We start from the raw sequence: 8,331 nt of genomic DNA on the forward strand, positions 1-8,331 counted from the left end.
ACTCTACATTAGAACGCGGGAAGTTTCGGGGGGCAGGTCAGCTGAAGTCATGCTTGGGGCGAACGGACGGGATGCTACATCCCGCCGGGGACAATAGCGCATCCATGTGGAAACGGGACCGTGGCCAAGGCACATATGTGGGAATTGTCGCGTTCTCTCTGCCACCGATCAGCGGGGTGGCGTAGCGTTGTCGCCAGATTGAAGAAACGCAAACCGAACTTTCATAGTCTTGAGGAAATCGACGAATGAGCCTGCCCAAAAGTATGAAGGCGCTGGTGCTGCGCGACTATGCGGGATGGCAAAGCGCCGCCGTCGAGGATGTGCCGTTGCCCGTGCCCGGCGAAAGGGATGTGTTGATCGAGGTCGCGGCGGCCTCGCTCAATTTCGCCGACCTCCTGATGATGGAAGGCAAGTATCAGGTGAAACCCGATCTGCCTTTCATAGCCGGCCGGGACGCGGCCGGCGTTGTGGTCGCCGCCGGTCCGGGTGTGACAGGATTTAAGGTGGGCGACCGGGTGTGTACTCAGGATTCGACAGGGGCGTTTGCGGAATACGACTGCTCGCCTGACTGGTCATGCACGGTTCTGCCGCCCGAGATCGGGTTTGAGGACGCGGCCGCCTGCGCCACGGCGATTGCTACGATGGCCGGCGCGATGAAGCTGCGCGCTGATCTGAAACTGGGTCAGAGCGTCATCATCACGGGCGCGACCGGCGGCGTCGGGTCAATGGCGATCCAATATGCGCTGTTGCTGGGCGTGCGCCCGATTGCCGTGGTGTCGAACGAAGAGAAGGCTACGCTGGCCCGGTCGCTCGGGGCTGAGGCTGTGGTGTTAACCGCAGGCATGGCGGATCCTGTCCAGGAGGTCCGGCTTGCGATCCGGGAGCAGGGGTTCCACCATGTCGATGCCATCATCGACATGGTCGGCGGCAACGTGGGCGAGGGTGCGTTGCGCTGTGCCCGGCCCGGCGGACGGTATGTGATCGTCGGCTTTGCCAGTGGCGATCTTCCGGCGCTGAACGCAGGCTATCTGCTGGTCAAGGACGTGATGGTCTTTGGGTCTTCTCTGCAACGGCTGATGCGCGCGCGCGATCCCGAACTGACACAGGCGGTGCACGACGCCTTTGCCGCACTAGCCGTAGGCAAGCTGAAATCACAGATCGACGAGATTTTCCCTCTGTCCGATTTCGCGGCCGGTTTCGAGCGCATGGCAGGACGCCAAGCGCTCGGCAAGGTGGTCTTCTCGGTTGGTGCGGCCGACTAACGCTTAAACTATCGCTCGGTATTCACGGATACTGGGCGAATTAAGAAAGAAGCGTACGCGGTCTACTGCTGGCCCGGTCCCGTGGATCGGGTCAGTATCGGCTCTATGTCCCCCTGACGTGACGGGACCGGCAGCAGCCCGATCACGCCTACGGAAACAGCCCCGGCCAGTCTGGCGGAGAATGTCAGCCGCAACGGGGCGCGGCTCGATTGCGCGTTGAGCGCCCCTGCCCTAACCAGCGCGGCGGAGACGTTGCGCGCCTGTCGTTCCCCCACGCCCAACAGCCCCGGCAATGCTGCACGCGGGAACTCCCCGGTATAGAGAGCCTCTCGCAGCACCGGCCACGCCCCGGCGGGCAGCCTGCCCTGCGCGGTTTCCTGCGTGGCCCAGGCCTCGATGCACCCGCGCAACTGGTCGGGGCGCATCAACCCCTCCATAAAGCGCACCTGATCCAGGCAGGTCTCCAGAAAGAAGCGCGCGAACTCCGCCAGCTGTTGTTCGGACAGCGCGCCGCGCCCGTCGGCGCCCCCGTGGCTTGGCTCATCCGCGGCCATCAGGCGGCGCTTGTATTCCGCTTCGTTCCGCGCGAGGCCCCTGCTCACCGACCACAAACCGGCCGAGCCGGCAGCCGTGCGTGCGAGACCATGCGCCCCACCCGGCCGTTGAGATCTGCGGACGGATGCACCCACATCAAGCGATGATGCGCACAGGCCAGCCCAAGGATGCCCCCTGCCCGGCCCAGCATGGCATAGCGTTGCTGCATATGCTCCAGCAGGCGCGGCACCGCCTCGGCCTCGGGGGCGACATGCCGCCCGACGCGCACATGCCCGGTGCGCAGGGCGCCGCCCTCGATCCGGGTGCCGTCCTCCAGCACCAGCAGCAGGCTTTCGGGCAGATTTTCGCAAAAGCGCGCATGGATTTCGCACAGGCTTTCACGCGCCATCGGATGCGCGCGCAGGCCGCCCGAATCCACCCATTTCTGCACCCGGATATGGGCAAGCGCTTCGAGTTGGAGGTCACGCTGTTCCGGCTCCCTGCTGAAATCGGCGGCAAGGGCGCGTTCGATGTCATGCGGGTGGGTGTCGAACCCCTCGATCAGGTTGGAATAATAGCAGTTCATGGCGCGAACGGCGGCGGCCAGGGGGGTGCGCAGCCCCTGGGGCAAACTCTCACGCAGACCGGCGGCGGCGGCGCTGAGCTCGACCACCAGATCATCGAGGGCCGCGCGGTGGCGCGAAGCTTCCTCCGGCAGCAGCGGCTCAACCGAGGTGACCGACCAGCCAGTCATGAAATCATTTCCCCCTCTACTGCCGGATCAAGTGCCGGTTCTCTCCCGCATAATCCCCTTTAGCACAAGGCGTTTACGCGCGTTAGCCAAAATCCGTTTCCCGATCCACTGCCGGTTCGGATGCCGCATTCATGCGACACGATCCGCAGAATCGCTTGCGTCGAATCGGGACTGTTGCGTTAACCTTCTGAGGCCATAAATCACAACAGAACTTCGATAAGGGCACACTACATATGGTTCGTTGAAGGCTCCTACGAGATCTGGGAGGTCGCCGGTTTCTGCTTTTGATGAAATCGTCTAATGCAGCAGTCCCCCCCACCATCATGTCCGCGCACCTGCTGGTCGTGCAGGGCCGCGTCCAGACCGATGGGCGTGTCATTCACGTGGTCGCCGATCATCTGGAAGACCGCTCCGACCGGTTGGAAAGCCTCTCTCAGGACGACATGCCCGGCATCACCACACGCGGCGACCACCCGATCAACCCACTGCCCGGACAAGTCGGCGTTCGCGCCCATCCGCGGAACGTGCGTGTCATTCCCAAATCGCGCGATTTCCATTGAAGCGGTGGCCGTACTCCGGTTGTCGAGTGTCGCTTTGGCACTGCCCGCGTTCCGCAACCGGGCTGTCCTGACCCTAGATCGTTAAACAATATTGGGTACGGCTGCTCGTGGGAAGTACCTATAGTGTACCACCTTACTCGCCAGGCCTGCGCGGGACCGGATTTTTGAGAAAACGCGATACACTGTGCGGGAGCCCAAATGCCTGTCCACGTTGAACTTGCGCGAGGGTTATCCACACAAAACCCGCTTGCCGAACGCATTCGGTGCTGACAGCCAAAAATCGGACTCAGTAGCCTTTGGGTATATCACGATGAGGAATCCGAATGTCCAAGAATCAAACCAAATTCTCGCATTTCAGAGCCTGTCTCAAAGGCATTCAGATAGACGAATTCATACTTCAGCGACTGCCATAGCAAATTTGGCCTTCAAGTCAGGCGAGTGGTTTTTTCGTTTCGTCATTTTGGATCATCTCTTTCACAAGTTGATCCACCTTAACTACTGGTCCGAAATCCTGAGACCACCTCTGCGTGTTCCGTGCCTATAGGATTGCGCGACTCAACACATGTATGCGGAAGACGGGTCGTCGCATTGCTGGAAACGCAATCTCATAACATATTCTGTTCAACAAATACGGACTGGGGCCATGCGGATCCCGACCCATCAAGAAGGGATGAGACGTGAACATGTTCAAACTTGGCGAAGATCAGACCCTGGTACAAGACCTTGTCCGGCGTGTGGCCCGCGAAAAGGTCGCTCCGCGCGCGCAGGAGATCGACCGCACGGCGGAATACCCCCATGACATGTTCGAGATGTTGAAGGAGCTTGGCCTATTCCTTCTTCCCTTCCCCGAAGAATACGGTGGCGCGAACTCCATGCTGTCGGCCTGCGTCGCGGTCGAGGAATTCGGGCGTGTCTGCTACAATACCGCCTATCTACTTCTGGTGCAGTGGGTGCCGATCGGAGCCATTCTGGCTGGCGGCACACAGGAACAAAAAGACCGTTACCTGCCCGGCCTGGCCAAAGGTGAGCTGCGGGGGGCCCTTTCCCTGACCGAACCGCAAAGCGGATCTGATGTCTCGGGGATCAAGACCAAGGCTCGCAAGGACGGGGGCGACTACATCCTTGATGGCAACAAGATCTGGTGCACCAATTCCGGAATGGCGGATTTTGTTCTGGTTGCGGCCAAGACAGGCACTGGCGATGAACGTGGCAAGATCAACCTGTTCATCGTCGATACAGACACGCCCGGTTTCAATGTTGGCCCCAAGGAAGACAAGATGGGCGCGCGCGGCGTACCGTCCCATTCGCTCTATCTTGAAAACTGCCGCGTCCCCGCATCGGCAATGTTGGGAGATGAGGAAACAGGCTTTCGCGTTGCTATGGCCGCGCTGAACGATTCGCGTCCGATCATCGGCGCTCGGGCAGTCGGGTGTGCGCAGGGCGCGCTGGATCATGCGGTGGAGTTCATTAAAAACCGCCATGCCTTCGGCCAAACCATCGCCGACTTCCAGGGGATAAAATGGATGGTCGCGGACATGGAAACGCAGACTGCCGCCGCCCGCCTCCTGGTCTATCAAGCGGCTGCGGCCTTGGACGCAGGCGTCAAAGGCAAGGAACTCGCGCATTTGGCAGCAATGGCAAAGACCTTCTCAACCGACACTGCGATGAAGGTTGCAACGGATGCGGTGCAACTTTTCGGCGCGGCCGGCATATCCAACGAGTACGGGATTAACCGCTATTTCCGCGATGCTAAGGTGCTCCAAATCATCGAAGGTACCAACCAAATTCAACGCAACATTATCTCTCGCTCCGTATTGGCCTGAGTTTTTAAGAAGGAAACACCCATGGAAACCCTCGGCCTCGGCCTGTTTTTCGAAGACGTCACCGTCGGCCGCACTTTCAAGACGATCGGGCGGACCATCTCGGAAGCTGACATCATCAATTTTGTCACCTGCACGGGCATGACCGAAGTGCTCTTCACAAACAGCGTCTTTCAAGAGGAAGAATCCCTCATCAAGGGCCGCGTCGTGCCATCTGCCCTAGTCTACACCTTTATGGAGGGTCTGCTGGTCCAAAGCACTATGCAGCACACTGGATTTGCTTTTCTAGAGATGTCCTACAAAGTCGGCGGGCCGACCGTTGCAGGCGACACGATCCACTGTGAAGTCGAGATCGTCGAGGCGCGGCGGTCGAAGAAGCGGCCAGACAAAGGCATCGTAACCAGCCACAACCGGGTCATCAATCAGCGGGGCGAGCTCGTATTGGACTACAAGCCGACGCGTATGGTCAATGCCCGCACAAAGGGAGAATGATCTTGACAGACGCTCCTGATCCCCGTCGCGGGCCATTGTCCGGCCTTAGGGTGGTTGATCTGACGATCAACGTCCTAGGGCCGGTCTGCACCCAGATTCTGGGCGACATGGGCGCAGATGTCATCAAGGTCGAAGAGCCCAAAGGAGACTACACCCGCCATGTCGGTCCCCGCGTCAGTGATGACATGGGAGCGCTCTTTTTGGGTCTGAACCGGAACAAGCGGTCAATTGTCTTGAACCTCAAGGATTCACAGGACTTCGTGGTCTTGACCCGTCTTCTTGAGACGGCGGATGTCATGGTTCATGCCATGCGGCCGGGGGCCATCGACCGGCTGGGTCTCACTTATGATAAGGTCCGTGCAATCAAGCCGGACATCATCTACGCGTCGGCGACTGGTTTTCGCCCCGGATCGTCACGCACGGAAACACCCGCCTATGACGATGTGGTGCAGGGCTTGACCGGAACCGCGGCCATGAACGGCTGGCGCGATGGTGTGCCCGACTACCTACCAACCGTGATTGCCGACAAGCATTCGGGCTATGTTCTGGCCAATGCCATTACCTCGGCACTATTCTGGCGTGAACGGACTGGCGAAGGTCAGGAGGTTCACGTGCCCATGATGGAAAGTGTCATTGTCTTCAACCTTCTGGAACATCTCTGGGGGCGCGCCCTGCCCGCCACAGGCGGCAAAGCGGGCTACACTCGGCTGATGAATGCTGATCGCAGACCTTACCGCACGGCGGACGGGTATCTGTGCGTCATGGCCAATACCGATGCGCAATGGCAACGGTTTCTCGAGCTGCTTGGCCATGGCGACTTGGCGCGCGATCCACGTTATGAACGGACTCAGCAACGGTCGGCAAACATCCAAGATCTCTATGCCATCGTGGCCAAGCGGCTGGTGGACCGCACCACAGCCGACTGGGGCGCGGCGCTGGATCAGGCCGATATTCCGAACGGTCCAGCCAGCACCTTCGACGAGTTGTTCGAAGATCCCTATCTGTTGGAAACTGGCTTCTTCGAGACCAACACGCACCCGACCGAAGGTGCGATGACCCTGCCGGGAATCGCGCCTAGTTTTTCGGCCTGCACCCCGTCGATCCGCCGTCTGCCGCCCCGGCTAGGCGCCGATACCCACGAAATTCTCAATGAGCTCGCGCAGACACCAGACTGCAACAGACACGAAAACGATTTAAAGATCCGATCACGACTATGAAACCACTTTCCGGCACCCGTGTTCTGGATATGTCGCGTATTCTGGCCGGTCCTTGGCCGCGCAATACCTCGCCGATCTCGGGGCCGAGGTCATCAAGGTTGAACGGGCAGGCGTAGGAGAAGATGCGTGCCAGTACGGTCCGCCTGTCGCTCAGCGGGCCGCCGGAACGATGAGCAGCGAAGATTTCGCCGCACATCTGGTGCAGTCGTAGCAAGTCGTCGCTGATTTTGGATATCTCGAAACCGAAAGGGCAGGAGATTATCCGCAAGTTGGCCGGCAAATGCGACATTCTGGTGGAGAGCCGCCCCGGCTATGATGCGGTCTTTCAAGGCATGTGCAGTTTGAACGCGGTTATCGGCATAATTTCAGCGCTCTATCACCGGGCTGCGGCGGACGGCATGTTGTCCTCGCCCAATTCAGCCCCGGTGCAGAAATGTTTGCCTTCGGCTTCAATCAGCACCGCGCGGACGGCTATTGCACAGGCAGTTGAACACGTCGGGACGCGCAAGCTGCAACACGATTGTGCTGTCTTTACGAAAAGTCTTGTTAAACTGGTTCATCGGGTCGCACGCTCGGAGTATTAGGAAGGGCACAAATTGCCTTGGTTGTCAGCACAAGTTGACGAACATCCGGAGGTATCAAAGTGAAATACCCAAATGGCTAGACAAGAACATGACCAGGCGAAATCCAGTCCTTCTGCGAAAACGCGCCGCGATCCGCCACGATCGATCAACCGCCTGCTCGGTATTTTCGAAAGGATCGCAGAAGTCACCGAGGTCGGTATGAGCCTGACGGATATCAGCGTAGCTCTCGACGCACCCAAGAGTTCTCTTCTCATCATGCTCAGGCCACTTGTGGATCAGGACTATCTGATCCACAAGTCCAACACCTACCGACTTGGTCCGCGCATGTTCCAGTTTGCGTCAGCCATCCTGGCCAACAGCCGATTTTCCAGCCTCGTGCGGCATCACATGACGCTGCTGCGGGACTGGACCGACGAAACTGTCATCTATGCGACCCTCGATCTGGACAGCCGCCGCATCGTCTACGAGGATGTTGTCGAAGGTAGTTCGCTTATCCGCTATGTGGTCAATGCGGGCGCCAATCGTCCGGCCTATCCGACAGCGAGCGGGCGCGTTCTGATCGGCCACGCCCCGACGGAATGGCAGAACAGGTATTTTGCGGATCTCCAGGCTGACAAGCTGACCAGCAGGACCATCACCGATATCGCTGGGATACAAGCCGCGGTCAAGGAATGCCGGCAGCGCGGGGTCTGCTTCACCGACGGCGAAGCGATAGACGACGCCGCCGGTGTCGCAGCCCCTGTCCGTGACCGGTCCGGAGAGGTGATCGGTGTCCTGGTGCTCGGGGCGCCGCGCGAACGCGGCGTCGACCGCCGCGAGCTCTACGAACGAAAGACAGTCGATGCCGCAGACAGGCTGTCCGTGGCAATAGGCTACCGCCCGCCGGTCTGATCGGGAAAGACGGCTTGCGCTTTCTCTTGAAGTCGGCAATGCCTTCCTGCACCTTGGGCCGGATGCCATAAGACTGGTATTCGACAAGATAGCCGATCAGTAAGCTTCCGGCCCCGCTCGTTTTGCCAGTTTGCGTTCTCTTTTCAGAGACAGAGGGAGGCATGTGGCTCGGTTTAGAGTATCCGTCTTGATCAAGCTGTTTTCGGTGTCCATTTGC

At 59.5% G+C, this 8,331-nt stretch carries 11 protein-coding genes; 9 read left to right on the forward strand and 2 right to left on the reverse strand.

The features are described 5' to 3' along the window. Positions 1-245: 245 nt before the first annotated feature. Positions 246-1,262: an NADPH:quinone oxidoreductase family protein gene (locus K7H22_RS19510; protein WP_230802486.1), complete on the forward strand. Its 1,017-nt coding sequence runs from the start codon at positions 246-248 to the stop codon at positions 1,260-1,262. Between the two features lie 62 nt (positions 1,263-1,324). Here K7H22_RS19510 and K7H22_RS19515 read toward each other — a convergent pair whose 3' ends face one another. After that, complete coding sequence (locus K7H22_RS19515) at positions 1,325-1,699, reverse strand: hypothetical protein (RefSeq protein WP_230802487.1); 375 nt, start codon at positions 1,697-1,699, stop codon at positions 1,325-1,327. 161 nt (positions 1,700-1,860) lie between these two features. Next, positions 1,861-2,550 (reverse strand): Fic family protein, encoded by a 690-nt coding sequence (locus tag K7H22_RS19520; protein ID WP_230802488.1) that lies wholly within the window; start codon positions 2,548-2,550, stop codon positions 1,861-1,863. Between the two features lie 323 nt (positions 2,551-2,873). Here K7H22_RS19520 and K7H22_RS19525 point away from each other — a divergent pair, with 323 nt between their 5' ends. The 8 genes from K7H22_RS19525 (at position 2,874) to K7H22_RS19555 (ending at position 8,114) form a co-directional block, all read left to right on the forward strand. Then, positions 2,874-3,110: a hypothetical protein gene (locus K7H22_RS19525; protein ID WP_230802489.1), complete on the forward strand. Its 237-nt coding sequence runs from the start codon at positions 2,874-2,876 to the stop codon at positions 3,108-3,110. Positions 3,111-3,793: 683 nt separating this feature from the next. After that, positions 3,794-4,933, forward strand: a complete 1,140-nt coding sequence (locus tag K7H22_RS19530; protein WP_230802492.1) for an acyl-CoA dehydrogenase family protein — start codon at positions 3,794-3,796, stop codon at positions 4,931-4,933. 21 nt (positions 4,934-4,954) lie between these two features. Continuing rightward, positions 4,955-5,422, forward strand: a complete 468-nt coding sequence (locus tag K7H22_RS19535; RefSeq protein ID WP_166195423.1) for a MaoC family dehydratase — start codon at positions 4,955-4,957, stop codon at positions 5,420-5,422. Between the two features lie 2 nt (positions 5,423-5,424). Continuing rightward, positions 5,425-6,639: a CaiB/BaiF CoA transferase family protein gene (locus K7H22_RS19540; RefSeq protein WP_230802490.1), complete on the forward strand. Its 1,215-nt coding sequence runs from the start codon at positions 5,425-5,427 to the stop codon at positions 6,637-6,639. Further along, the gene (locus K7H22_RS19545; protein ID WP_230802493.1) at positions 6,636-6,755 is read left to right on the forward strand and encodes a CoA transferase; all 120 of its coding nucleotides are present in this window, start codon (positions 6,636-6,638) and stop codon (positions 6,753-6,755) included. The genes K7H22_RS19540 and K7H22_RS19545 overlap by 4 nt, the downstream gene beginning before the upstream one ends. Then, positions 6,731-6,850 (forward strand): hypothetical protein, encoded by a 120-nt coding sequence (locus K7H22_RS20300; protein WP_419248200.1) that lies wholly within the window; start codon positions 6,731-6,733, stop codon positions 6,848-6,850. Before K7H22_RS19545 ends, K7H22_RS20300 begins: the two co-directional genes overlap by 25 nt. Next, entirely contained in the window at positions 6,834-7,223 is a 390-nt protein-coding gene (locus K7H22_RS19550) for a CoA transferase (protein WP_330165870.1), read from the forward strand. Before K7H22_RS20300 ends, K7H22_RS19550 begins: the two co-directional genes overlap by 17 nt. 72 nt (positions 7,224-7,295) lie before the next feature. Next, entirely contained in the window at positions 7,296-8,114 is an 819-nt protein-coding gene (locus K7H22_RS19555) for an IclR family transcriptional regulator (protein WP_230802491.1), read from the forward strand. Positions 8,115-8,331 lie beyond the last annotated feature (217 nt).

The sequence above is a fragment of the Seohaeicola saemankumensis genome (assembly GCF_021021435.1).
In the GTDB taxonomy this organism is placed as follows: domain Bacteria; phylum Pseudomonadota; class Alphaproteobacteria; order Rhodobacterales; family Rhodobacteraceae; genus Seohaeicola.

Coding starts and splice junctions, on each gene's coding strand:
- K7H22_RS19510 (WP_230802486.1), top strand. CDS start 246: ATGAGCCTGCCCAAAAGTATGAAGGCGCTGGTGCTGCGCGACTATGCG.
- K7H22_RS19515 (WP_230802487.1), bottom strand. CDS start 1,699: ATGGAGGGGTTGATGCGCCCCGACCAGTTGCGCGGGTGCATCGAGGCC.
- K7H22_RS19520 (WP_230802488.1), bottom strand. CDS start 2,550: ATGACTGGCTGGTCGGTCACCTCGGTTGAGCCGCTGCTGCCGGAGGAA.
- K7H22_RS19525 (WP_230802489.1), top strand. CDS start 2,874: ATGTCCGCGCACCTGCTGGTCGTGCAGGGCCGCGTCCAGACCGATGGG.
- K7H22_RS19530 (WP_230802492.1), top strand. CDS start 3,794: ATGTTCAAACTTGGCGAAGATCAGACCCTGGTACAAGACCTTGTCCGG.
- K7H22_RS19535 (WP_166195423.1), top strand. CDS start 4,955: ATGGAAACCCTCGGCCTCGGCCTGTTTTTCGAAGACGTCACCGTCGGC.
- K7H22_RS19545 (WP_230802493.1), top strand. CDS start 6,636: ATGAAACCACTTTCCGGCACCCGTGTTCTGGATATGTCGCGTATTCTG.
- K7H22_RS19555 (WP_230802491.1), top strand. CDS start 7,296: ATGGCTAGACAAGAACATGACCAGGCGAAATCCAGTCCTTCTGCGAAA.